This window comes from Marinomonas sp. IMCC 4694, assembly GCF_008122525.1.
Classification (GTDB): domain Bacteria; phylum Pseudomonadota; class Gammaproteobacteria; order Pseudomonadales; family Marinomonadaceae; genus Marinomonas.
Genome location: NZ_VSRV01000001.1, coordinates 1340064 through 1363970 on the forward strand (window position 1 = coordinate 1340064; position 23907 = coordinate 1363970).

Annotated in this window: 20 protein-coding genes and 1 pseudogene; 9 read left to right on the forward strand and 12 right to left on the reverse strand. The window is 43.8% G+C overall.

The genetic code is table 11. The features are described 5' to 3' along the window. Positions 1–35: 35 nt before the first annotated feature. From FXV75_RS06090 to FXV75_RS06120, 7 genes and pseudogenes are all read left to right on the forward strand, one after another. A complete protein-coding gene (locus FXV75_RS06090; RefSeq protein ID WP_148831660.1) occupies positions 36–374 on the forward strand; it encodes a carboxymuconolactone decarboxylase family protein in 339 nt (112 codons plus the stop codon). 392 nt (positions 375–766) lie between these two features. Next, a complete protein-coding gene (locus FXV75_RS06095) occupies positions 767–1582 on the forward strand; it encodes an alpha/beta fold hydrolase (RefSeq protein ID WP_148831661.1) in 816 nt (271 codons plus the stop codon). Then, complete coding sequence (locus FXV75_RS06100) at positions 1566–2432, forward strand: diguanylate cyclase domain-containing protein (protein WP_148831662.1); 867 nt, start codon at positions 1566–1568, stop codon at positions 2430–2432. Before FXV75_RS06095 ends, FXV75_RS06100 begins: the two co-directional genes overlap by 17 nt. Then, entirely contained in the window at positions 2432–5644 is a 3213-nt protein-coding gene (locus FXV75_RS06105) for an ATP-binding protein (protein WP_148831663.1), read from the forward strand. Before FXV75_RS06100 ends, FXV75_RS06105 begins: the two co-directional genes overlap by 1 nt. 16 nt (positions 5645–5660) lie before the next feature. After that, positions 5661–6533 (forward strand): annotated as a pseudogene (locus tag FXV75_RS16640) (methyl-accepting chemotaxis protein); the annotation flags it as partial. Positions 6534–6838: 305 nt separating this feature from the next. Further along, the gene (locus FXV75_RS06115; RefSeq protein ID WP_148831665.1) at positions 6839–7117 is read left to right on the forward strand and encodes an STAS domain-containing protein; all 279 of its coding nucleotides are present in this window, start codon (positions 6839–6841) and stop codon (positions 7115–7117) included. Positions 7118–7152: 35 nt separating this feature from the next. Then, on the forward strand, positions 7153–9570 hold the full coding sequence (locus FXV75_RS06120; RefSeq protein WP_148831666.1) for a SpoIIE family protein phosphatase: 2418 nt from the start codon (positions 7153–7155) through the stop codon (positions 9568–9570). A 156-nt stretch (positions 9571–9726) separates the two neighbouring features. On the opposite strand, the gene FXV75_RS06125 is transcribed toward FXV75_RS06120, so the two are convergent. From FXV75_RS06125 to FXV75_RS06165, 9 genes are all read right to left on the reverse strand, one after another. Next, positions 9727–10269 (reverse strand): chemotaxis protein CheD, encoded by a 543-nt coding sequence (locus FXV75_RS06125; RefSeq protein ID WP_187424858.1) that lies wholly within the window; start codon positions 10267–10269, stop codon positions 9727–9729. Continuing rightward, positions 10266–11372 (reverse strand): chemotaxis response regulator protein-glutamate methylesterase, encoded by a 1107-nt coding sequence (locus FXV75_RS06130; RefSeq protein ID WP_148831668.1) that lies wholly within the window; start codon positions 11370–11372, stop codon positions 10266–10268. The genes FXV75_RS06125 and FXV75_RS06130 overlap by 4 nt, the downstream gene beginning before the upstream one ends. Then, positions 11372–12238: a CheR family methyltransferase gene (locus FXV75_RS06135; RefSeq protein ID WP_148831669.1), complete on the reverse strand. Its 867-nt coding sequence runs from the start codon at positions 12236–12238 to the stop codon at positions 11372–11374. Before FXV75_RS06135 ends, FXV75_RS06130 begins: the two co-directional genes overlap by 1 nt. A 62-nt stretch (positions 12239–12300) precedes the next feature. Then, positions 12301–12828: a chemotaxis protein CheW gene (locus FXV75_RS06140; protein ID WP_148831670.1), complete on the reverse strand. Its 528-nt coding sequence runs from the start codon at positions 12826–12828 to the stop codon at positions 12301–12303. A 12-nt stretch (positions 12829–12840) separates the two neighbouring features. Further along, positions 12841–14910: a methyl-accepting chemotaxis protein gene (locus FXV75_RS06145; protein ID WP_148831671.1), complete on the reverse strand. Its 2070-nt coding sequence runs from the start codon at positions 14908–14910 to the stop codon at positions 12841–12843. 14 nt (positions 14911–14924) lie between these two features. Then, a complete protein-coding gene (locus FXV75_RS06150; RefSeq protein WP_148831672.1) occupies positions 14925–17030 on the reverse strand; it encodes a chemotaxis protein CheA in 2106 nt (701 codons plus the stop codon). Then, entirely contained in the window at positions 17027–17341 is a 315-nt protein-coding gene (locus FXV75_RS06155) for a lipid asymmetry maintenance protein MlaB (RefSeq protein WP_187424859.1), read from the reverse strand. The genes FXV75_RS06150 and FXV75_RS06155 overlap by 4 nt, the downstream gene beginning before the upstream one ends. Before the next feature lie 33 nt (positions 17342–17374). After that, positions 17375–17737: a response regulator gene (locus FXV75_RS06160; protein ID WP_148831674.1), complete on the reverse strand. Its 363-nt coding sequence runs from the start codon at positions 17735–17737 to the stop codon at positions 17375–17377. A gap of 209 nt (positions 17738–17946) precedes the next feature. Further along, complete coding sequence (locus FXV75_RS06165) at positions 17947–19323, reverse strand: anti-phage deoxyguanosine triphosphatase (protein WP_148831675.1); 1377 nt, start codon at positions 19321–19323, stop codon at positions 17947–17949. Positions 19324–19433: 110 nt separating this feature from the next. Between FXV75_RS06165 and FXV75_RS06170 the strand changes: the two genes are divergently transcribed. Then, positions 19434–19799 carry a LysR family transcriptional regulator gene (locus FXV75_RS06170; protein ID WP_148831676.1) on the forward strand — a complete coding sequence of 122 codons (366 nt, stop codon included), beginning with the start codon at positions 19434–19436 and terminating at the stop codon, positions 19797–19799. A gap of 55 nt (positions 19800–19854) precedes the next feature. On the opposite strand, the gene FXV75_RS06175 is transcribed toward FXV75_RS06170, so the two are convergent. The 3 genes from FXV75_RS06175 to pabB form a co-directional block, all read right to left on the reverse strand. Next, a complete protein-coding gene (locus FXV75_RS06175; protein WP_148831677.1) occupies positions 19855–20589 on the reverse strand; it encodes a phosphoadenylyl-sulfate reductase in 735 nt (244 codons plus the stop codon). Between the two features lie 159 nt (positions 20590–20748). Further along, complete coding sequence (locus tag FXV75_RS06180) at positions 20749–21399, reverse strand: NUDIX hydrolase (RefSeq protein WP_148831678.1); 651 nt, start codon at positions 21397–21399, stop codon at positions 20749–20751. Between the two features lie 8 nt (positions 21400–21407). Then, positions 21408–22832 (reverse strand): aminodeoxychorismate synthase component I, encoded by a 1425-nt coding sequence (pabB, locus tag FXV75_RS06185; protein ID WP_148831679.1) that lies wholly within the window; start codon positions 22830–22832, stop codon positions 21408–21410. Between the two features lie 131 nt (positions 22833–22963). On the opposite strand from pabB, the gene FXV75_RS06190 reads away from it, so the two are divergent. Then, positions 22964–23830 carry an alpha/beta fold hydrolase gene (locus FXV75_RS06190; RefSeq protein WP_148831680.1) on the forward strand — a complete coding sequence of 289 codons (867 nt, stop codon included), beginning with the start codon at positions 22964–22966 and terminating at the stop codon, positions 23828–23830. Positions 23831–23907 lie beyond the last annotated feature (77 nt).

Below are 23907 nucleotides of genomic sequence, written 5' to 3' on the forward strand. Positions count from 1 at the left end.
TTTATTTAGTTTAATGTAACTGGAAGGTGCTAAACATGAAAAGCTATAAAGAGATCAACAAAGACCAAAATGCGTTTGCCCGTGAATTTCGTAAAACGTCGCCTGATATTTTAAATGGCTTTATGGCAATGCACAAAGCGGCGATGGAAGAAGGTGCTCTGTCGACAAAAGTGAAGGAGCTGATGGCGTTAAGCATTGGCATTGCGGCTCGTTGTGACGGTTGCATTGCTTCCCATGCCAAAGCTTCATTACGGGCTGGTGCCACGCGTGAAGAGCTGGTAGAAACGATCAATGTTGCCATCATGATGGGCGGCGGCCCCGCGGTGATTTATGGTACTCAAGCGCTCAGTGCCGTTGATGAGTTTTTATCTTAATAACGGGTTTATCAATGCGTCTGTTGTAAGCGTGACATGCGATTCGCCTGCCACGTTTTAACTCATTTACGGTCCCACAGCGTCAACCCACATAAAGCCGTCTATACTCATAATGAGCTTGTTAATGTTAAGCCGTCATACAGTATCAGATCGGATCAGAATGCGTTTTTTATGTTGCTTTTTATTGGACATAAAACAACCAAAAAAACAGTGGTGCATTCGCTGTTTTCAAGTAAAAAACTTTAATAATCAGTTATTTAGGGTATTATGTAATTTTTTTACGAAATAGGCATAAAGCGTTACAATAATACGCACTTCTTTTATTTCACAATCTAGGCAGAGCGTCTATTATCCTTTATCCATAAAATCTATTTATGAAAGTAGGAAAAACAATGAAAGTGACAGACATCGTCAAACGAAACAATGTGCGTATCCTTGGTCAGGGTCAAAAAACCCTGATGTTTGCGCATGGCTTTGGTTGCAATCAAAGTATGTGGAACGCATTGGTAGCGTGCTTTGAAGACAACTATAAAATTGTCCTGTTTGATTATGTTGGTTCCGGTCATTCCAATATTGCCGAATTTGATGTTGAAAAATACGCTCGTTTAGAAGGCTATGCAGAGGATATTTTGGACATATGTGATGCATTAGCATTGGAAAATGTTCATTTAGTTGGTCACTCAGTTAGCTCCATCATAGGTTTGCTTGCGGCTAAAGCGCAGCCTCAGCGTTTTTCCAGTTTAACCATGGTTTGTCCGTCGCCTTGCTTTTTGAATTTGCCTGACGAAGGCTACTTTGGTGGCTTTGAGCGTGAAGATTTGGTGGAATTATTGGACCTAATGGACAGTAATTATATCGGTTGGGCAAATTACTTAGGGCCAGTTATTACCGCGCAATCTGCCGATGAGGCTGTGACCGATGTGTTTATTAACAGCTTTTGTTCTACGGACCCTGTGTGTGCAAAAGTGTTTGCGGAAGCGACTTTTTTATCTGATTACCGATCTGAACTTCCAGGCAGCCAGATCCCTGTACTGATTTTACAGAGTGAAAACGATGCATTAGCGTCTACCCAAGTCGGAACCTATATGCAAGCACAACTTGCCAACGCGGTGTTAAACGTATTGCCCTGTAAGGGACACGCAATACACATGACGGATGCCAGTTTGACCGCACAGTCGATGGCAGAATTTTATGCAAACCGATTCTAACGAAGGGTTGAATGAGGTAGCCACGTTAGATTTATTCCATGTTGGTTTGGTTGTGACAGATTTGGAATGCAATATCGTGTCTGCCAATGATTTCGCTTGTAATATGCTTGCCTTATCGCCGTTGCAAGTCAATGAGATGAACCTAAATGATCTCATGACCAAGCCGTCAAAAATAATGTACGAATCTTATATTATTCCAATGCTGCTCAAAAATGCGCTGTGTGATGAAGTGCAAGTTACCTTGCTAGACAGTCATCATGTACGCAAGGAAGTGCTGGTTAGTGTTCGTTTGGATGAAGCCGATAAGCTTTGTTACTGGAGTTTGGTGTCGTTGGAAAAGCGTAAAGCGCATATCTCTGCCTTGTTGATGCGCAACAAAGAAAACGAAGCCATTATTTGCAGATTAAAAAATGAACAGCAGAGAGACAAGTTAACTGGGCTGTATGAACGTCAATACTTTATTGATAACCTGCTCAGTATGGCAGAAAAGCACAAATATAACCGTAAGCGCGTGCGCTTTTTTATGTGCAAGCTGTTATGTATTAAGGCACTCGGTCCTAAATCGTTCAACGAAGAAGACGCCATTCTTATACAAGCCAGCCAGATTTTGCAAGAATTCAGCCATACCGTGGAGAATTTTTCACGGCTCAGTGGCAGTGCTTTTATTGGCTGTTATTTGCTTTCTGATACAAAAGCCGGTGACGAAATGGAAGCTGAGCTTATTCACCATCTTACAGAATTGGACCAAGACGCTTTGTTTGCAAGTTACACCACAACGACCAATGAGCTTGGCGATATGGAAGCCATCGTGAGATTGTTGCGTCATTCGCTGCATAAGGCGGATACTTAATGAATTACACTCGGAATCAAAAAAGTTGGCTGGATTTAATTGGCTCTCGCAGGGTGCAATTTTACATGGCCGCCATGATGGACGCGTTGAAGGCAGACGTTATTTATGTTCAAACATCGACACGACAGCGTGAGTCATGGTGCTGTTACACCCGTACAAATGCCTCTTTTTGCTCAAAAATCCTGCTGAGCGAGAAACAACTACCGGCTAACTTAACGAAACTGCCTCTTGATTATGCCAATTCAACCACGGGGGATGTGTATGTATTGCCCAGTGTTCATGTTGAAGAAGAGGGTTCTGCACTTAGGCACATTATCGATTTACTGGCTGAAGACATAGAGGTGTATTCTCAAGCGCCTCAGATCAAGCAAGCCCTATTTAATCGTTATATCCAATCAGTAGAAAACTTTCCTGGAGTGATGATTCGTTTTATATATGATGACAGCCAAGTCATGCCAACAGAGTTGATCACTGTTCACGGTGCTCATCCTTTTTATGATCACATCAGTCAGAATCTGTATCGTGAAGACATCCTGATGATACTAGATGACTTCACTTTAGATCGAACTCTTAATTTGCACAGTGAATTATTAACTCAGCACGCTGATGAAAGCCGCTTTAGTCGAGTAGGTGCATACAGCATCGAGCAAAAAGACTATTGGTTTAGGGAAGACTACACAAGGGTTCATATAGAGGATTCTTTGTATGAAATAACCTTGTACATGACCGATGTGACGGAATTTCAGCATGCCCAGGCGATGTTTGAAAAGATAGCCTTTCATGTGCCCGGTATGCTTTATGCTTACAGTCAGGGTGATGACGGAAACAGTTTTGAATACGCATCGGATGGCATTAATGAATTATATGGCATAACGTCTGATCAGATTTTAGAAGACGCTGAGTATATATTTAATCTCATAGAAATAAATGATGTACCTGATATTGTAAAATCAATTGTGGCGTCAAAAAAAGAACTGGGGTATTGGGAAACTAAATTTAGTCTTATAAATGGGAAGAAAATACATTCTCATTCGATGCCTGAATTTGATTTGCAGTCAGGTAAAACAACTTGGTACGGTTATGCACAAGACATTACGGCCATTGAAGACAAAGAGCTGGAGCTGCTTAATTTAAACCGTTTTTTAGAGGGCATTTATAATAATATACCTTCTTGTATCGTTGTGTACGAAGAAGAAACAGGCAATATATTACGTATTAATAAGTTGGCTAATGAGTTTTTCTCTTTGTCAATTTTAGAGTCTACTGTATTTGATGAATTTTCGATAAAAAAGAGGATTGAAGACACATTTATTCGCTATGAGCATCACTCTAGGTCTGATGATGGTGGTGATATTATTAGTTATTTTGATATTTACCAGTTTGCGTCAGAGGGTGTTGAGTCTTGGTTGGTCTTTATTGATGTTACTCGAGAGGTGCAATCGGATATACGAAGTGCGATGGAAAAAAGGCTTTTATCGGAAGAGCTTGAAGAAAAAAATCAGTTTTTAAGTGTCGTCAGTCATGAAATAAGAACCCCATTAAATGCCATTCTTGGTATGTCTGAAATGCTTTTTCATAAGGCGAACTCTCCAGAAGTATCCGATATTTTGGACGTATTGGATTTTAATGCTAAAGGATTAGTCAAGTTATTGGATAATATGCTGTTTGTGTCAATGGACAAAGCATCGAAAGGTGCTAATGATAGGAGGCTCATAGAAGAAAAAATCAATGTATTTGAGTTTTTTTTGGGGTGTAATCTTAATTATAAATTCATGTCGGAATCTAAAGGGCTAAGTTTCGATTATACATACGACATCGATTTCAAAAGTTTTAATGTTGATGCGGTCCTATTAAAGCAGCTGATTGATAATCTGCTTACTAATGCCATTAAATACACAAAGTCCGGTGGTATTAGTTTAGACATAAGTTTAAAAAAATTAAGAAACAGCCAGCAAACCGAAGAGAATCCTGGGCAGTTGGCGACACTGGATATTTTAATCCGTGATACGGGGATTGGGATTCCAAAAGATTTCCAAAAGAAGGTGTTTGAATCCTACACACAAGTGGACCAAACAAGCGACGGCATTGGTGTGGGTTTGTTTATTGTTCAGCAAATAGTGACGGCCTTGAAGGGGAGAATTGAGTTGCAGAGTGAAGTGAATAAGGGCTCTGCTTTTACTATCCGACTGCCCATTTTCAGCGTTTACGATGAAAATGGGCAGTCGCTTGACGCGCTTGACGCGCTTGACGCGCTTGACGCATATTATAACACTATATTGGTCGTCGATGATAATAATATTAACTATTATGTTCAGAAGTTTTATTTAGATCGATTACACATACATTGTGAACGTGCAGAAGACGGTAATATTGCTTTGGATATTTTAAAAAGCAGCAAAGATACGCTTTTTGATCTGATCATTATGGATGTGAATATGCCAAACAAAAATGGCATAGAAACCACGCTCGATATACGTAAGGGCTTGGCTGGACCACAGTATAAACGGATTCCTATTATTGGTTTGACCGGCGACAGTATGACAGAAACGAGAGCCGCTTGTATTCATGCTGGAATGGATCATGTTTTATTAAAACCAATCAGTTTCGATGATTTTAAATCAACGCTGTTTTTTCAAGCCAAAAGCCAATTTATAACCACGTCACAAAGTTATTTTAAAGACGTTAGCAATGGGATGAATAACAACGAACAAACAGTAACAGGGCGATCAGAAGTGCAATCGGAAATACCGTTAGAAATACACGCTGTTAGTGCCGTAAACCATTTACGGTTGCCTATTGAAGTGACTGGTATCGAAAATGATATTGTAACGGACAAGGTGAATCACAATATTACGCTTGTTGATGTCTGGGATTATGACGGTTTTCTTGAATTGGTCGGCGACAACGATTCATTGGCCATGGTGTTATTAACGTCGTTTAAGGCCGCTGTTGATGACTTTATGGTGAAGCTTAAGAGGACATTAAGTAATGTGGATAAGGCGTACACTGATGAAGTTGCCAATGTTGTCCATACGGTTAAAGGTAGTGCTGGACAGCTATGCTTTAAAAAATTAGAATCTAGTTGTTTTGATTTTCTACAAAAATACAACGCCGTTCATTCAATAGAGATACTGCAAAACGCCAAAGATGATCTACGTTGTCGAGGCCTTGAAGTTCAACGTGTTTTAACCGACAAACTGGAAAAAATCTAAAGGTAATATTGCGCAGATGAATATTTTTGTTTTTAGTTTAGTGGGTTACTTCTTCATAAGTAATTTGGTTTTATGGTTTGTAAGTGGCTCGGTTGAAGATGGGGTTATTATTTTCCTAACGGCAGTGGGCATCAGCGTTGGTTATGTGTTGTTCTTTTTTATCCAGCATCACCGTGATAAAGATACCGCGCCTAGTTCGAAAGAAAAGCTTAAGTCAGTCGATACCGCCCCCATAGACGGTGTTTTTTCAGCCAATAAGGCGCTTGCTAATGAGTTGAATCAGTTTACAGCGCAATTAATTGATGCACTGGCTTCTATAAAACACTTACAACACAATGGAATAGACGATTTGTCCGGTGCTTTTTTGCATCTACAGACGTTATCTCATTCTCAAAATGATCAAATAGGCGAATTGGTCAACAGTGACGGCGACAGTAATAACACCTTATGGATGCAAACCTTTGCTGAAACAATATCGTCTACCTTGGACCAGTTTGTTACGACAACGGTTGATATGTCGGCGGCTTCTATGGATTTGGTCGAGAAAATCGATCGTGTGCATGAGTCAATGCCAGACATTACCAAGGCGTTAAAAGACATTGATGAGATAGCCAGCCAAACCAATTTGCTGGCTTTAAATGCAGCAATCGAAGCGGCAAGGGCGGGTGAATTTGGCCGTGGTTTTGCTGTGGTTGCCGACGAAGTAAGAGCCTTGTCGAAACGATCTGCTGGTTTTAGTGAGCAAATTCAACAAAAACTTGGCGATATCGGTCAGCAAATCGGCAGTTTGAACCACGATATTGGTAAAGTGGCTTCTCAAGACGTGACCTATGTGATGGAAGCTAAGAAAACAGCACAGGATGCTATCGCTACTTTATTGAATAAAGTGCACACAGACGTAAAAATCGCCGAAGATTTGCAAGTTAACCACAGTATTATGAAGCATTCTCTCGATTCGATTGTGGGCGGTTTGCAGTTTGGTGATATTAATGGCCAGCACATTGACTACCTAATCAAATGGTTAGAGGCGTATCAGAATAACGTTTTTTCTGAGATGACTCGCCATCCGATATTAGACGAGGCGGGTTTGCAGGTTCTTATTGATGGCCTTCAAACATGGCAAGACTCTAATCGCAACCCGGTCTCAACCAGCCATTCAGCTGATGATGTAGACTTCTTTTGAGTAAATAAAACATGTCAGAAACTGTCGTTATTAACTTGCCTGCTAAGTTTGATTTTGGGCATTATAAAATTTTTCATTCCGATATTGAAGCCACGCTAAAGCGTAATCCTAGCCTAGTAGTGATCGATTTTTCTAAAGTGCTTTACATGGACAGCTCGGCCTTAGGTATGTTGGTGCTGTTTTCGAAGAAAAACAGCCACAATACCAAGTTGCAAATTAAGGGCGCATTTGGTGTGGCGAAAGATATTTTGCTCATGGCGAACATGGATAAAATATTTGATTTTTCGTAATCCCTTACTGTGCATTCAATTTTTAGGTAGCAACCATGTCACATGACGTTTTTCACACCGACCACGACGCGGGAATACTCGTACAAACGCTGGAGCAAGCACTTGATGCGGTCGTTTGCATTGACGAAAATAATGCGGTGTTTTTTTTTAACGCTGCGGCAGAAGCTTTGTGGGGGTACAACAGAGCCGAGGTATTGGGTGAAAATGTCAACATGTTGCTTCCTGCCGCGATTCGTCATCACCATGACGCTTACGTGGACAACAACCGTGCGACGGGTGTCGATAAAATTGTTGGTACCAGTCGAGACGTTGAATTTTTAAGTTCTAAAGGCAATACCATTTACGCGAAATTATCTATTTCTAAAATTCACTACGGTGATAAGATTTTATACACCGCATTTTTGAAAGATAAAACGTATGATGTAATTTCACGGCAAGACAGTGTGTTTTTAGAGTCAATATACGAATACTCTGACAATCTTATTATAGGTATAGATAAAAATGGCGTTATTCTTCATGAGAATATTCATTTTGATAAAACCTACAGTGACAATGGTCACAAATATAAAAATTTCTATGATTTATTGGCCAATTCAAATAACAGTGATGCCACGATAAAACGGTTTTCTGATTCTTTGAAGAACAATACCACTTTCATTGATGATTTTTCTGTTGGCATAGATAACCCCATGGTTTTTTCGGTGCACCTCCAGCCTATTAATATCGGGTCGTTTTATTCCGGTCATTTCGTACTTAATCTTAAGCCTATGGAACCGCTTGATATCCTCTACGATAACAATGAGTATCACATTGTTATCGTAGAGGATGATCTGGTTTTTTGCGCTTTGTATGCCGACTATTTCACTCGAAAATCACTCACTTTTACTTTGCTACATTCGTATCAGGCTTCGGTTGACTATTTGAGCAACCCTTTGAATCGTTTTGACGTGGTCATTTTAGACAATCAGCTACCCGATGGGTGTGGGTTGGATTTGTTTGATCAGTTTAAGAAAGTGAACCCTTACTGTGGCATTATTATGGTCACTGGTAGTGAAAAAAGTCAGTTCTTTATCGATGCGTATGATAAAGGCATTGACGATTTTATCCGAAAACCGATTGTTATGGATTTATTATGGATAAAATGCGTTCGGGTATTGGATAAAATATTAACCGACAGTAAATTGCGGCAACAAAAACACCAGTTAGAAAAAAAATTAGAACAGGAAAAAATAGACCAAGGTTTAGCACTGCATGCGTTTAATTCTTTGTTTGAAATGCACAATAAGTTTTGCCCTGGACTAAAGAGCTTTATCAGCAGTGAGTCTGTTTTTTGTGGGGATAACTTGTTGCAAGCCCAAGCCTCGAATGGTTGCTGGTATTTTATGCTGGCCGATGCAATGGGCCATGGTTTAGCCGCTGCCACGTCGTTAATGCCAATTGTGGAGCCTTTTTATAACATGGCCCGTGGCAATGCCCCACTGAACAAAATAGTGCTGAAATTAAATGGACTGCTAGAGCGTTGTTTACCAGATGATCGGTTTGTGGCAGCGACTATCGTTAGATTGGACCCCTATAATCAGGAAGTGAGTTTCTGGAACGGTGGTATGCCTGCAGTGAATTTATACAACCATTTTAATGAAACGACTCAACAGGTGGTGTCTAGCAATTTGGCACTGGGTATTTTTGCTAATGATAGGCTCAGTATTAACATAGAGACTGTGGACTTTAGTTCTTTTACTCATATGTTAATGCATTCAGATGGTCTGTCGGAAACATTGCAAATATCGGGTCAATTTTCTATTGATGATGTGAAGGACGTGATTGATTTCGACAACATTGACACGGCTTTTTATGAGCTAGAATCGTCATTAAAAAATAAAATCTCCATGGTACATGACGATATTTCGATTGTGCTGTTTGATCTTAACTTCTTCAGTTTAGGGGATTTAACGCTTTCCTCTGAATATGTGGTATCAAGTGAGAGTTTTGCCGTTGATTTGGATTTAAACGGCTCTATTATTGATGTGGTTGATATTACACATATGCTCTGTTCAGTTTTACATTCAAAGAATTTTCATGAAAAAGTTGTACAGAAAATTTCGCTAATCACAACAGAGTTAATATCCAATGCCATTGAGCACGGAATATTAGACCTGGACAGTACGGTTAAACAAACAGACGGTGGGTTTTTTACTTATTATTCCGATAAAGCCGAAAAACTACAGCAACTGACCATGCAAAGTCAGCTGACTTTTGGTTTTGTGTTTAATGCGGAAACTAAAGAAATTTGTATTAAAGTAAAAGATTCTGGCGCAGGCTTTAAATTCGATAAGGTGACGGGGGATAAAGATTCGTTTTTTGGTCGTGGTTTAACCATTGTGAAAGAGTTGGCGGATCGGGTTCAGCTAAACGAACAGGGCAATATGATTTCGGTGTATTTGTATTACCGATAAAGCTTATTCACGATCATAGAATTTATTAACGATCATAGAGTACGTTAAATGTTTATCACATTCACTTCTCGTAAAAATCTGACCCAAACTACACTAAGAGCGCTTTTTTAAGCGCTCTTTTTAGAACTCATTGATAGGGTTTAGTATTAATCGTCGTTAGTTTTTAATGACGCTGTTGTATTCCACAAATGATTCCCCGCTGTAAGGGTCAAAGTACACCTTGCGATAACCGAACTCACCGACGTCTACTTTTAAAATTTTACAATTGACCTCAAGCAGTAACTCAAAAGCAACGGCGGCGTTTTTTTCACCAATAGGTTGCTTTTCCCATTCGGCTTCTAAACCACTAAGGCCACTGTTGGCCGCGTGTTTGTGCAGCATGTTGCCACCGCCAAAAATATTCGCACGGTATTCTTTAAGCTGAGTGCCTCTATCAGCGGCGGCTTGTTCAAAGAGCTTCAAGCAATCTCGCGCATAACGGGCATCGAGTTTAGCTGGGGCTTCTGGTGGCTTTTCAGGTAAGGCGAAGTGGCACAGACCTGCAAACCGGTGTCTTGGATGCCATAAAGTGATAGCAATACACGAACCAAGCAAGGTGAAAATGGGCTTTTTACCTTTGCCAAAGACTAATTCACCAGCATGGACCACAATCTTGTCATTGGGGCTGTCTTGTAAACGCTGTTCGAACGTAGAGCTCACGACGATAATTCCTTAGATTTGCGGATTAAATTGCCCGCTATTTCTAATAGCGGAAGTTCTCGATCAACCGCGTTGCGTTTAACCGCCTCTTTGGGCATGCCATACACGACACAAGTGGCTTCATTTTGCGCCACTGTCCAAGCGCCAGCGGTGTGCATTTCTAGCATGCCATTGGCGCCATCGTCACCCATGCCGGTAAGAATAGTCCCCAGTGCGTTTGCACCGGCATAGCGAGCAGCAGAGCGAAATAAAACGTCAACAGAAGGGCGGTGGCGTGATACCAAGGGGCCATCTTTCACTTCCACATAATAGCGAGCCCCGCTGCGTTTTATCAGCATATGCTTGTTGCCAGGGGCAATTAAAGCGTGACCACGTAATAAAGGGTCACCATCCACGGCTTCTTTTACATTTATACTGCACAATTTATTTAAACGTTCAGCAAAAGATTTGGTGAACCCTTCAGGCATGTGCTGTACAACGGCTATGGCTGGGCAATCCAGCGGCATGGCTTCTAACAATTGTCTTATGGCTTCTGTACCACCGGTTGATGCGCCGACAGCAATGATCTTTTCGGTGGTAGCCGCCATGGATTTGCTGGCGCTTGTTTGCTGGTAGCTGATGACGGCATCGGCATTGAGTTTGGCGGTGGGTTGCTTTTGTAGCGTTAAGCGCGGCTGAGGTTTGCTTTTCGCCGCGGCTCTAATCGCATCGGTAATCAACAGCGAGGCTTCTTCTAAAAAACGTTTGGTGCCCAATGTTGGCTTTTGAATGATTTCTATCGCACCAAGCTCCAGCGCACTCAGCGTCGTATGGCTGTTGGCGGTTGCAAGAGAGGAGCAAATGACCACGGGAAGTGGGTGTTGTTTCATGATTTTTTTTAAGAAAGTGATGCCGTCCATTCGAGGCATTTCTATGTCCAGGGTGATGACATCGGGTGCTTGCTGGCGGATTTTGTCGACCGCTATATACGGGTCTGCCGCGGTGTCGAGCACATATAAGTCTCCACTGGCATTGATGATTTCAGTCAACGTTTGGCGAACTACAGCGGAGTCGTCGATAACCAAAACACTGATTTTATTTTTAGTTGAGTTAGGTAAAGTCATTAGGTATCTACACTATGGCGGTGAGAGGCGTTAGACACTTTGCGGTAAACGGTGGGTATGATCTGCTTAAAAATATCGTTATTGCCCGTAAGACCTTCTGAGTGACCAATAAAAAAGACCCCTTCGTCGGTTAGACTATTATTAAAGTGTCTGATCATATTATTGCGTTGTTCATTGTTAAAATAAATCATGACATTACGACAAAATATGAGGTCATAACTGCCGGATTTTGGGTAAGTATCCGTGATGAGATTAAACTCATCAAAAAACACTTTTTGACGAAGTTCTTTACACATTTTGTAAAGTTTTTTCTCACTATTACGGCTCTTTAACAGATACAGCTTTCGCATTGATTCGGGTATGGACTCAATGCGAGCTTCGGTATAAACGCCAGATCTTGCTGTCTGCAATACACTGACAGAAATGTCCGTTGCGTCGATACGAAAATCCGAAATATGACGGTCTCTGCGCAGGCTTTCTAAAATCATCGCTAAAGAAAAGGCTTCTTCCCCTGTTGAGCAACCAGCGCTCCAGACGCGCAATGTTTTGTTTTTAAATTCTGCGTTGTGGCTTAAAAAGGATTCGATATAATCAAAGTGACTCGATTCACGAAAAAAATAGGTTTTGTTTGTGGTTAACGCATCAATAAGCATGATGGTTTCTGGGCTATTATCAGCCAAGGCGTAATCTATGTACTTGCTTAAGGTCGCCATGTTATTGACTTTTTGGCGTTTACGCAAACGGGACTCAATCAAGGAACGCTTATGGGACGGTAACTGAATGCCTACCGCCGCATCAATAAATTCAGCAACACGCTGATGATCTTTGGGGGTTAGATTATCTGATTGAACCATGCTGCTGCTCATTGTGCCCACTTGTTGCTTATTGATGCTTATTGTTGTTGTGTGTAAAAAAGCGAGATTAACCCTTAACCATTGTCGCTTTTCATGGGCGTACCGGTCATTTCTTTTAACTCTGCGAGATCGTCCCCGTTAAAGACATTGGCGAGATGCAACAAGATGATCATGTCTTCTTCCTGTCGTATGATGCCTTTAATGAATTTAGTTTTGATGCGTGCCCCTAAACTTGGCGCTGGCTGAATTTGATCAGCAGTCAGTTCAAGTACTTCCTGAACACTGTCAGCGAGTAAACCAATAAAGGCTTCTTCACCTTCAATCATAATGTCCACAATAATAATGCAACTGTTTACCGTGGGGGTGGTGATGGTTAAGCCAAAGTAGTCTCTAAGATCAATGACTGGCACGACTTTGCCGCGCAAGTTAATGACCCCCAACATATACGACGGGGTACGGGGTACCGGCGTGACACGCCGGTACTCCAATACTTCTTGTATGTGTTGGATCTCAGTACTGAACCACTCGTTGTCCAAAACAAAAGTTAATATTTGCAAGTTAGGGTCCTGCTGCTGAGTGTTTGGTGAAACTTGTGTCGTCATAAGGTGGGCTCCTTAATATTTGACAAAGTCGTCATCGTCGTCCAAATCTATGTCAACGCCTTTGGATGAAGAGGCTCTTTTCTCAACGCTTTTAACTGTTCCGCCATGTTTGACTTTACTGTTAACCCTATTTCCCTTGTTTGGTGTTTTAGGGATTTTCTTGCCATGGTTTTTAGAGTCGGAGCCATCAACCACAAAGAATTCCATAGTGCTGTTCATTTGCTCTGCTTGAGCGGACAACTCTTCCGATGTTGCGGCCATTTCTTCAGCCGCGGCGGCCGATTGTTGTACCACTTGATCAAGCTGTTGAATCGCTTTGGTAATCTCACTAGCGCCTTTATCTTGTTCGATCGACGCCGCGCTGATCTCTTGGATAAGGTCAGATGTTTTGTGAATGTTTGGAACCAGTTCATTCAGCATTTTTCCGGCTTGTTCAGAAATTGACAAGCTGCTGCTGGACAGTTCGACGATTTCAGCCGCTGCATTTTGGCTTCGTTCCGCCAATTTGCGCACTTCGGCGGCGACCACGGTAAAGCCACGGCCGTGTTCGCCAGCCCGTGCAGCTTCGATTGCGGCGTTAAGTGCGAGCAAGTTCGTTTGGCGGGCAATTTCTTCAATGATATTGATTTTTTCAGCAATGTTTTTCATTGCGACAACCGATTGAGTAACCGCACCGCCGGTTTTTTCAGCATCTACGGCCGCTTGACGGGCAATTTGCTCTGTCTGGCGAGCATTGTTTGCACTGTGAGCAATGTTAGAAGACATCTCTTCCATTGCGGACGAAATCTCTTCCAGAGACGCGGCTTGTTCCGTAGAACCTTGAGCAATCTGTTGCCCAGTACTGGACAGTTCGATACTGCCAGTCGTGACATTGTCTGATGCTTCTTTGATTTCAGACACCACATCGCGCAGCTTCGCGTTCATGTTACGAAGCACGCCGTAAATGTCTTTGTCGTCCATTTTGGTGTCGAATTCGATATTCAAATCACCTTCGCCAATTCGCGTTGCGATACGTGCGACTAGATTGATACGTTTGACAATAATAGTGGCGATGAGTAAGGCAATTAATAGCGATGCCGCCAACATACCGAGCAGCAAAGTACGAGTGCTGACAAATAAGGCTCCAGCTTCGGTTACCAGTGTTGCCATCATGGATTCAGCCGTATCAACCAATATGACAGATTGATCTGAGATCGCCAATTGCAAAGGGCTAGCTTGGTTGTTTGTCATGTCTAGGGCGCGGCTGTTGCCATTCTCTAGGCTGAGTATCATGACTTGTGACGAGACAGTGTAATAGCTTTCGAGATCTGTTTTAAATTGTTCTAGCCGTGTTTTGTCAAACGAGGTATTGCCCAAGGTACTGAATGCCTGGTTAATATCGAGTTTGATTTTAGTCAGCGTATCGCTGTACTGAGCCATTAACGTCGCATCAGTGGTCACAATAAAGTCACGTAAGAGCGTCTGGAAAGCTTGTGTTTTGCGCTGTAAATTGGTCAAGGCGTGTATTTGGTTAGTCGTATCGTTTTGATCAACTATGTTGTCGAAACGAGCCGCGCTTTGGCTGCTTTGCAGTAAAGCGTTGTCCATTCCAACGGTGACAGTATCAAACATTTTGGCAAAAAGTGGACGTTGTTGTTCATCAAACAAGGCTCTGGCGCGAACATTTGAGTTTAATAGCGCCAAGGTGCTGATCTGATCCAAAACGCTGATGTAGCTATTGGTGGTGTCTTGTAGCGTTTTAACGGCGTCTATTTCACTGTCACTGATGATTTCTTGGTAGCGCTTGATACGCCCCACAAGTTCTGTCCCGCGCTCATCCATGCGCGTTTTAATGGTGACCATCTCCGCTCTTTCTGAGGTCAGAATCATACTGCGGATCATTCCATCTAGCGCTAACCCATCTTGACGAATACGCGCGGCTAAACGTACTTTTTCGGCAGGGCGATCGACGATACGAGTGAGGCTGTCGTAAATGTTGGTGGCTGATTTAATGCCTTCGTAGCTAGAAACCCCTATTAGCAGGATCATTAAGGCAAATCCAACAATAAGCAGATTTTTCATGGTGACGCGATTTATAAACATGTGATTTACCTATGTCAGTGTTGATTGTGGCGTTTGAGTTCTTCAGCCAGTTCCATTACATCTAATATCATTGCAACACCACCGTCACCGGTTATGGTTGCACCCATTATGCCAACCGAGTTTTGGTAAATTTTACCAAGGCTCTTTATGACGGTTTGCTGTTGTCCAATTACTTCGTCGATGATAATGCCAAACTTTCCGTCACCGACATTGGTAACTACCGTCTGTTCAATCATGATTTTCTCTGAAGGTATACCAAAATATTCCCGCAAGCGAACGCAAGGGAAGTGCTGTCCACGTTGCTGCAGCAATAACGTGCCATTCTCCTGAGTCGGAGTGTTACCGTTCGTTTCGATACACTCTTCAACTATGGACAATGGAAGGATGAATTTTTCTTCTCCAACCCTGATCATTAGTCCTTCAATAATGGCCAATGTCATCGGTAAAAAAATTCGAATTTGTGTGCCTTTGCCGCGCACGCTGTCGATGCGAATACGACCGCGCAGTTCATCAATAAAATTACGCACGACATCCATGCCTACGCCACGACCAGATACACCTGAAATGGTGTCAGCGGTCGAGAAGCCTGCTTCAAATATCAGCTGATGCAGCTTTTCTTCAGACAAATCGTGATCGGCAGGGATCAATCCCTTTTGGATGGCTTTTTGTTCAATGCGTGTGGTGTTGAGTCCAGCACCGTCGTCACTGATGGTAATTAAGATTTGGCCTTCACTGTGCGACGCCGACAGCATGATCGTACCCCGAGCCGATTTACCATTGGCCAGTCTGTCTGCAGTCGATTCAATGCCATGGTCCATGCTGTTGCGTAACAAATGAATAAGAGGGTCCCCGAGCTTGTCGAGCACCATTTTATCTAATTCTGTGTCTGCGCCTGAGGTTTCCAGTACCACCTCTTTGTTTAACTCTTTGTTCAGGTCGCGAATAAGGCGTTTGTAACGGGCAAACGTGGTTCCGATTGGCAGCATTCGAATATCAAATGCGGTATCACGCAAATCGGTGCTTAAGCGATTCATTTCTTCTGTGACGGTTAACAAGTCTTCATGGCCGATGTCGCTGGCCAGCTGTTCCAGCCTTACCTGAGCAGTAACCAATTCGCCGACCAAATTCATTAAAATATCCAATTTATTAACGGGGATTTTAATGCTTTGCTCTTCGCTATGTGTTTTGCTGCGTGGCGTATTACTGGAGCCGGCATTACTGGTATTTATATTGGCAAGACTGGCTTCTTTGACGGTCGCCAAGGCTTGACTAATGGCTTGAATCGCGCCAGACGAGGTCGGCTTTTGTTCTATGGCCATTTCGGTTTCAATCTCAGCGTCGTCAGTGCGAGCGTCTGGCGTATCAATAATGCTGTGGTTCGCCGTGTTGTTCTGCGCCGTGATGTCAATCTGCCAGTCGTCTACGACGAAGATGAAGACATCTTCTATGCTCATGAGATTGACGTCGGTGTCGAGTTGGATGCTAAGCTCGACATAACACAGCGTCACGTCAATAATGTCATTATTGACGTGGGTGTTGAGTGTTGTCTTGACGTCAATGTCACCCAAAGAGGCGAGCTCTTTGAGGATGGGCATAATATCAAAGCCTTCTTGAAAGGTTTTCGAAGCGGGTTTGATCTGTATAAGCCAGCGTTTTTTATCCGACTCGGTGTCATCTTCGCCTTGAGCTGTAATGCTTGTGGCGTTATCACCTGTTGTCGCGGTTTGAGCGTCGTTTGTTGTTTCATCTTGTTGAAGGTATTGACGTAACTCATTGGTTAAAAATTCACTGCGACTGGCTTGTTCTTTACTTGGCGTAACGTCTTCCAATAGGCCTAGAATATGGTCTTGGCAGCTTAATATTAAGCTGATCAAATCGGAGTTTAAGATTAGGCTGCCGGCTCGGACCTGCTCGAATAAAGACTCAAGATTGTGAGTGAAGCTCGATAAATGATCAAAGCCCACCATGCCCGCCGAACCTTTAATGGTGTGCATCGCACGAAAAGCCACATTAATGTGCTGTTGGTCGGTTGGGTTATCTTCCAAAATTAACAGCGCACCTTCTAAATTTTGGATGTGTTCGAAGGCTTCTTCGCGAAAAACCGTTAATAAATCATTCATATTGTCATCTGCTTAGGCGATTCTGCCTGTGGCAACGCACTTTCAAAGATCGTGTCGGCACCAAACAGAGACAGTTGCTGTCTCAAGGCTGTATCCACATTGATGAATTCAAGTGATTTTGCAGACAAGGTCGCCGCATGACGAATAAGCATTAATAGTTGGCAACCGCAGGAATCAATTTCACTAAGGTCAGCTAAATCCATAGACCAAGCGTCGCCTCGAGTGGCTATGTCGCTTAGCACGTCCGGCAACTCGCTTACTTCGTAGATGGTGAGGGTAGTAGGGGCTTTCCAGTGACACATTTCGGACATACTTTTCTCCATTCCCCTTAAGTAATTGATTAATTAAGCTAATTTTGAAATGGCGGACAGCAAAACATCGGGACGGAAGGGTTTAACTAACCATGCTTTGGCACCAGCGGCTTTGCCTTTTTCTTTCATAGAAGCATCTGATTCGGTTGTCAGCATCAGGACAGGAGTGAATTTGTGTGCAGGGTCTTTTTTAAGCTCTGTGACAAAGGTGATACCGTCCATAACCGGCATATTGACGTCGCTGATAATTAAGTTAACACGCTGTCCTTTGAGTTTTCTCAGGCCATCAGCGCCATCTACCGCTTCGATTACGGTGTTGCCGCTGGCTTTGAGTGTCATACTGACAACTTGGCGAACAGAGGCGGAATCGTCGACAATTAGGATGGTTTTAGACATTAGAAAAAGGATCCTCAACAAGGTAATGGTATTTAAAGATAGGTAAGTTTGTTTAAGATGTCCATTAAACGCAGGAAATCTAATATTTGCCGTATTGAATCACAAAAGGCGTAATCTGACGCATACCATTGTGTTTATTTTTGTAATAGATTTAACGGGTCGACTCTGTGCGTCGTGTGCCTGTCTCGAGGCGAGTTGCACCTCGTGTATTACATAGGCTCAAACACCGACCCTAGGCTTGGAACAAACAGTTTATTGTACATACGACTGGCGTAATCGTCCGTCATTGACGCCATATAGTCGCAAATAATACGGAGGCCATTTTCATCTGTGTCTTGGCTTTTTTGCCATTCGATTGCGATCTCACGAGGTAACAAACGGGCGGGGTCTGCACTGTATGCTTCGAACATTTCCAGTAACATTTGTTGGCCTTTGTAAACCAGCATTTGCACTTCTGGTCGTTGGATGATGTGTTGCATTTCAAATTGCTTTAACAATGACAATGCTTGACGCTGCCCCTCAGGTAAGCCGACTTGAAAGCGCAGTAATGGGTGGTCAAACTGCGACTTTTCTATGACCTGGCAAGAGGTAATAAACCAGCTGACTAAACTCCCAATCGCTTCTTTTCGTAAATGACTTTGTCGACTAAAAAGCTGGCTGCGTAAATCATTTAGGTTGTCAGTGAAATAAGGAGACGCCAGTGCCGCGAGTTTAGGTTCTAAATGTTCGAGCCACATGTCTTTGGTGACCATGCCCAACACGATTGCGTCTTCTAAATCGTGCACGCCATAAGCAATGTCGTCGGCCAGGTCCATGATGCTGGTGTCAAAACTAGCGTGTTTGGCTTTTGCATGTTGGGTTTTAGGGCGTTTGTTATCAAAAAAACTGTTTGTTTCTGCCTCGTTAACCTCGTGCAATAAAGCCCGGTCTGTGGCGTTAAAAGGTTCAGTAATCCATTGTAATAAATCGTGCTCGTCTTGATAAACGCATTTTGGTGGAGACCAGTCAGAGGCTTTGAACTGACGAAAATTTTCCAGCTTAGAAGGGTAAGTACCCACCACATTCGCGTGTAATACGGGGTATTTTAATGTCCCTAAAAGGGTCCGGCGGGTCACGTCCATGCCATAAATTGGTGAATAGGAGCCGCGTTTGCCCAAAATTCGCAATGTTTGGGCGTTACCTTCAAAGCCCCCATCGGATTGCATCATGTAATTTAGGGCGACTTCTCCCCCATGCCCAAAAGGGGGATGCCCAATGTCGTGGCTTAGGCATATGGTTTCTATGAGCGTGTCGTCGGCGAGCCAAGGGTGAAAGGCGGCCTCGGGGGCGGTGCTGTGTTTGAGCTGGTGAACAAGGCCTTTGCCAATTTGGGCCACTTCTAAAGAATGCGTGAGTCGGGTTCGGCTGTAGTCATTTTGTCGAATAGCAAGGATCTGTGTTTTGGATTGTAGGCGACGAAACGCGGCACTGTGGATGATGCGAGCGCGATCACGTTGATAAGGCGTGCGGTAATCGTTGTGACGAGATGTCTGGTGACCGGATTGTCTTTCATGCCAAGGTAACATTTCGTCGTGTGTGTGGTTCATGCTCTTAATCCGTAGAGTGAATAATTCTGAGTCTTTCATGAAAACACGATCTAGGTCAATGCTGGCACAGAAGGCCTTGGGCATAATGCGCTTTAATATAAGGAATCTTTATGCTAAACACACAACATCTCCTCACATTTCAGGTTTTGGTTGAAACGGGCAGTTTTACGAAAACCGCAAAACAACTTGGACTGACGCAGCCGGCGGTGAGTCAACATATCCAAAAATTAGAGCGTGGCTTGGGTGAGCCGTTATTCGTTCGACATGGTCGTACGACGGCGATTACGCTAGCCGGTGAAGTGCTTCTTAAGCACATTCAAGAGCTTGAAATATGCTATGACGGTTTTAAAAATTCTTGGCAATCGTTTCTTGCCGCCAATACGAATACAAATTTCAACGCCAATATTGGCACGAATGTCAGTAAGAACATTGACATAAACAAGAATAACCATTTCACCGCCACCAAAAACGGCTGACCCGTGGGGAGCCGTTTTCTGGGTACTTCCTAAGCGCATGTGCGGGTTAGGGTGTTTATGGTTGCGCCGTTGGGATCAGATTGCCAACGTGTAAACCACACTCTTTATTGTCCGACTCTTCCCACCACCAGCGGCCTTCGCGTTCGTGTTGATTCGGTAGAATAGGGCGAGTACATGGCTCACAACCAATGCTGGTAAACCCCTTTGCGTGCAGTTCATTGTACGGCACATCAAACATCTTAATGTAATTCCACACATCCTCAGAAGACCAGTTTGCCAGCGGGTTAAACTTGAACAAGGTTTTTTCGTCGTGGCTGAATGCGCTGTCTTTTTCAGCGAACGCTAAGACATTTCGTGTTCCAGGGCTTTGGTCTTTGCGTTGTCCTGTGATCCAAGCGTCGAGGGTGGCGAGTTTGCGCTTGAGCGGCTGAACTTTGCGAATGCCACAGCACTCTTTATGCCCCTCTTCAAAAAAGCTAAATAAGCCTTTGTGCCGTGTAAACGTTTCTAGGGCCTCTCGGTCCGGTGAAAGAATGTCGATATTGATATTATAGTGCTGGCGAACCTGCTCCATAAAACGGTAAGTTTCTGGGTGTAGGCGCCCGGTATCAAGAGAGAAAACAGCGACATTTTTGTTGGCTTTTACCGCCATGTCGATCAAGACAACGTCTTCTGCGCCACTGAACGAAATGGCAATATTATCGAAAGATTTCATCGCGTTGTGGAGGATTTTTTGGGCTTCGTCTTGGTTGTTGTTGGCAATAAAAGACGCTAAATTAAAGGCTGACATAAGAGGCGTTACCAGAATTTTGGTGAGTTTGTTGGTACTTTACCAATTCGTGATGGCGAAGCAAAAGACGAAAGCACGCTATCCTTATAATGGATCTTTGAAAAGATCCCAAAGCGCACGATTTGTAAGCTTGATGGACAAGATAAAAGCGCGCTAATATCAGCGTATGTGACGAGCAAGCGTTTGATAAAGACCATATAAAATACCAGCGGTTACACCCCAAATACGAATGTCTTCGTACTCGATTTCGAAGTAACCGCGTGACACAGTATCGAGTGTCTTTTTTCTAAAACGATAATTTTGTGGTGTCAGTAAATGCCTTAAAGGGACCCAATGAACGGATTTTACCTCGTCTTCACACAGGCTCAGTTCGCTGCGTCGGGTCATTTCGGCCACTATAGGTTTAATGCAATAGCCTGAAATAGTGCAGTATTCGCCCAATTCGCCCAGTAGATCGAAGCAGTCTGGTGAGAGTCCGACTTCTTCCAGTGTTTCGCGTAAGGCCGTGTACTGTATGCTGGCGTCATTGGGGTCATGTTTGCCGCCAGGAAAGGCAATTTGGCCAGGGTGATTGCGCATGTGTAAAGCGCGCTGAGTCAGCAACACATACAGTTCATCGTTAGTCGGCTCGCGCCAAATAGGGATCAATACCGCGGCAGACCGATACGTTAAATCATACCCGCTGGGAAACATTTCTTCGTCAGGGTTATGAATTTGTTGCGCATAAGGGGTGCTGTCTAATGCGGCGCGAATATCATCCAAACTCAAATTAATCGGAGGAGCACTTAAAAACTGCTCTATGTCAGACATGGTACGGCCTATTTCAAAAAGTCTTGTTCAAGAGTATGGGTTAACTTGCCTACCTTGGTAAAGGTTTCTTGGTATTCTTCTTGCCATTTTGAATCGGCAACTAAGCCGCCACCTGCCCAGCAGTGTAGCTTTCCGCGGTCGGCCACCAGCGTTCGAATGGTGATGCTGGAATCCATTTGGCCATTTGCGCTGAAATAGACAACAGAACCACAATACGCTGAACGCTGATGAGGTTCTAACTCGTCGATGATTTGCATCGCGCGAATTTTAGGCGCGCCCGTAATGGACCCACCAGGAAAGCTTTGGTGAAAGACTTTAATGGCATGTTCAGCCTGATCGATACGACCTTCAACGGTAGACACCAAATGATGAACATTGGCGTAACTTTCTAATGCAAACAGTTTGGGCACGTTAATGCTGCCCGTTAAGCAGGTACGCCCTAAGTCGTTACGCAGTAAGTCAACAATCATAAGATTTTCGGCGCGGTCTTTAGTGGACGCGAGCAGCCAATCGGCGTTGGCTTTGTCTTCTTCTGGCGTTGCGCCACGTGCCACTGTGCCTTTTATCGGTTTGGATTCCACTCGACCTTGGTCGCACAATAAAAAGCGCTCTGGGGAATGGCTGAGCAAGCTTTGTTCTGCGGAAAGTTGTAAGTACGCCGAAAAGGGCGTTGGACAGGCGTGGCGTAATGCTTGATATGCGGTAAAGGTATCGCCTTCGTAGGTGCTTGAAAAGCGCTGTGCTAAGTTTACCTGATAGCAATCGCCAGACTGGATGTACGCTTGTACCGCCGCGAATTTTTCGGCGTAGTCGGTGGCGCTCATGTTAGAAATAAACGGTGAGGTCAGGGCAAACGCTTGAGTGTGATGCAAACTGTGCTTCACCAAGACATCGTCACAGGCGCTGGTAAAACGGTTTATTAGGTCAGCGGCCGTTTCGGCATCACACCAAGGCGACAAAATCAATTGCGTTGTTTTGGTGTGATGTTTGGTTACTACCGCCCACGAATACAGCCCAATGTTCAAGGTGTCGAGGGCGATGTCGTGTTCTACTGTATCGGGCAAGTGCTCGACAAAGTGACCACTTTCATAGCCATAATAGCCTAATAAACCGCCGATAAACGGTCGCTCTTTAGGGGCATTTTTTGCCCATGGCTCTTGGCAAATAAAAGTCATTAGCTCATTTAACAACGTCATCGGGTTGTCGGTTTTGCTTAATGAATACAGAGGTTTGGTCAACCAAGTAATGGGGTCGCCTTCCTTCTTGGTGTGAATCCGTGCCAGCGGCCCGGCAACCAAAATGTCATGCTGGGTGTCTGGAAAATGCGCGTGGTTGCTGTCCAATAACGCCGGATAAGGCAAGTCGCGAACAGCAGAAAAAAAAGACAACAACGATGCCTGATAAGGAAGATGGATGTATTCGACTTCTGACATTTTGGCTCAATACCTAGTAATATAGGGTCGTTTGGCTTATTTTCGATTGACGTAGTTTGTAACGACATCGACATTGTAAAAAAGCGTTACATTGTAATCTTTTAACTGATCGGCTCACAGGGTATTTACCGGTGTCTAATGTATTTTTTCTTTCTTTACCCAATGCGGACATTGCGTACCGTCTATATGAAAACCCTTTAGCAAAAACCGACCGTACGTGCTTGCTGTTGCATGGGGCTGGTGTTGCGGGGGACATTACCTATGAGCCGATGTTGCCGCATTTAACGCAATGGCGATGGATGTTGGTGCCTGATTTAAAAGGCATGGGGGCGTCGTTTCATCAGCATGGTCGTGAAGCTGCGGTGAGTATTGCCGAATTAACTGACGAAGTAGCGGCTCTGGTGGCGCATATTGACTGGCACGATTTTGATGTGATAGCTTATTCTTTGGGCGGCTTGGTGGCGCTGAACCTGAATCATCGGCGGTGTTTGCAAGGCCAAAAAAGCCTAAAAATGGCGTTGCTCGAACCCGCCTCTTTGGATCGGGAAGATCTGTCATTGCTGAAGGATGTGCGCCAAAAATACCGTTATGCTTCCGGGTTGATACGTGACACGGGCGACGTTGAGCTGGGGGTGGCGAGCTTTATGGATGGCGTGTCTCCCAATCGTCGCAAGCACCCTGTTGCCGAAGCTACCACGCAATCGCGCTTGGCGCATCGGCCGTTTGGCTTCGCCTACGCATTGGATGCCGTGACGGACTTTGTCGAAACAATGAGCGCGCAACCGCTGTTGCGCGAGTCGATGATCGCCTCGTCAGAGCAGGTGTTTTTATTCTCGGGTGAGCTAAGCCACGAAGCATTGAAACAGCATTATGAACTATTGAGCCAACAAAACACCGCGTGGCAACACACAAGTCTGAGCGCATGTGATCACTCTTTACCGTTTCAAAAACCTCGGCAAATCGCCAATCATATTAACAAATGGTTCGCGATGGTTTAGTGTTAAGCACGATAAAGTAGGAACGCAGCAAGCAGTAAGGTAACAAACAGCAATACGACAAACAGCAATACGACAAA